2 protein-coding genes are annotated in these 2446 nt (G+C 45.6%); both read right to left on the reverse strand.

The genetic code is table 11. The features are described from left to right. Window positions 1-1502 (reverse strand): FdhF/YdeP family oxidoreductase (locus QUA38_RS28485; protein WP_333167795.1); only part of this gene is annotated, 1502 nt, incomplete at its 3' end. A 215-nt stretch (window positions 1503-1717) separates the two neighbouring features. After that, window positions 1718-2446 (reverse strand): WD40 repeat domain-containing protein (locus QUA38_RS28490; protein ID WP_445305133.1); only part of this gene is annotated, 729 nt, incomplete at its 5' end.

Below are 2446 nucleotides of genomic sequence, written 5' to 3' on the forward strand. Positions count from 1 at the left end.
CCGCTAAAATGTCCTAAGTTCGGTTTAGTTGCAAGGTAAATAATAGTTTCAACATTGGCTAAAGCGCGTTTTGCCTGATTTGAATCTGGATTTGCCCCGTACAAGTTGCCGCCCAGACAGATCAGCGTATCGACTTTGCCTGCATCTGCTGCTTCAATGAGCGATCGAGTTTCGTAACCCTTAACAGGGCTGAGGGGACGATTCAATAACTTTTCTAAAGCTTGTTGAATTTCTTTTTTCAGCTTCACAGTGACCCCCATAGAGCCGAATCCTTGGACATTTGAGTGTCCTCTGACTGGCATTAATCCCGCCCCTTCTTTGCCGACATTTCCTGTCATCAATGCCGTATTGGCGATGCTGAAAACATTATCTACACCGTTATCGTGTTGGGTAATTCCCATCGCCCAACCGAATACAACCCGCTGGGACGTGCCGATAATTTTGGCGGTCGCCTCTATTTCGGCGCAGGAAACTCCGCAGGTTTCAGTAATAGTTTCCCAAGACGTTTGGCGGGCGTGCTGGACTACTGCTTCCCAGCCTTCTGTATAAGTTTGTAAGTATTTTTCGTCCAGCAATCCTTGTTCGATTATAGACTTTTGAATGCCGAGAAATAGCGCCGTATCGCTGCCCGGAATTGGTTGCAAGTATAAGGAAGAAATATCGGAACCGGGGATAAGCGACTTGACAGGAAATGCGGGAGAACCAAACTTGACTAACCCGATTTCCATCACCGGATTGATTACAATTATTTTACCGCCTTTGTCGCGAATTTTAATCAATTCGTTCATCAAGCGGGGATGGTTGTAGGAAGAATTGCTGCCCGCGAGCACGACGCAATCTGCTTGCTTCAAGTTTTCTAGGCTCACTACCGAGGTGCGGGTAGCAAACATTTCGCTTAAGCCAGTTGTCGAGGGAGCGTGGCAGAGATCTGAACAATCTGCTAAGTTATTGGAACCCATCGCCCGCATCATCAATTGCAGCAAAAAAGCCGCTTCGTTGGAAGAGCGGCCGGAACTGTAAGATGCCACTCGTTCCGGGGTTTTGCGAAACGCAGCTTCGGCAATTTGATAAACTTCTTCCCAAGAAATGCGATCGTAATGAGATGAACCAGCCCGCAAAATCATCGGAAAACTAAGCCTTCCCAACCTGTCGGCTTCCATTGAAGTTAATTGCTGAAGTTGTGCAATACTCTTCTTTTCAAAAAATTCAGTAGAGATAGCGGGCTTGATTTCAGCGGAGATTGCTTCGACGCTTTTCATGCACCGCTGAAGTTTTTCGCCCTCTTCATTTGTAAAACCTCCTTTCTGTCCGCCAGTACCCCAAGAACATGACAAACAAGCACTCTTGTGCAGCAAAGTTTTCCAAAGTTTCGGCCCTTCCGGGGATAATGTATGTTCTGCCCAATATTCTATTACGGGCAAACCGCCACCTATCTCTGGTGTTTCCTCGTTTGTCTCGTTGAATGGCGGGATTGGTTGGACATTTTGAGAGTTGACATCCATGCGGTTTACCTTTTATTGGAATTGCGGATTAATGCGGCGGGCGAACCGCCAAAGGAGTTAAGTTTATTACGAAAATTTTAGCGCAAAGTTCAAGCCAAAAACACCAGTCAACAGATAGATACTTTAATCTAAATTAAACTCTAGGTTAGCAGTCATGAAGAGAATTCCTTCTTCATCGGCAGAGAGAGAAATGAAGTCCTCACTAAAAACAAGGTTTACTTCCTCTTATTTAACGCCTGCTTCCCAAAGCCCAGACACAGCAGTCGATCGCCCTCAGCAACATTCTGGTCATTCTGCAAATAATCTCCCAACCACTGACAACTCCGAGCAATAATATTATTTAGTTCCAAATTATCCACAGGCAAGAGAATTACAGTCCTATCCCTACTAGCAAAACCCAGAGTTTTGCTATCAGAGCTAAAAGTAACGCTCAACACGCGATCGCTCGACTCCAAAGTCTTCGATAGCAGCGCCTTCTTGCCGTCAAAATCCCAAAGTTTAACAGTATTTCCCCCACTCGCCGCCGCAATCAATTTGCCGTCGGGACTAAAACTCACGCTTTCTACAGTATCGCTGTGGTCGAGTTTTTCAGTTAAATTAACTGCCTTGCCATCAAATCCCCACAAGTAAACTTTTTTGTCAGCGCAAGCAGCAGCAATAGTCTTACCGTCGGGACTGAAACTAACATTTTTAACGCTGTCCCGGTGGTCGAGAGTTTTCATAATTTTTGCGGACCAACCGTTAAATTGCCACAGGTAAACTCTCTTTTCTCCGGTAATTTCAAAAGCTTTTTTCTTCCCGCTTGGCTTGTCCTCAGCAGCGGTAGCAGTAGCAATAGTTTTGCCGTCGGGACTGAAGCTAACGCTAATTACTGGATTGGTGTGATCGAGTTTTGCAAACAAAGTTGCTTTAGAACCGTTCCAGCGCCAGAGGTACAATTTGCG

Source organism: Microcoleus sp. Pol12B4, from assembly GCF_036701385.1.
In the GTDB taxonomy this organism is placed as follows: Bacteria; Cyanobacteriota; Cyanobacteriia; order Cyanobacteriales; family Microcoleaceae; genus Microcoleus.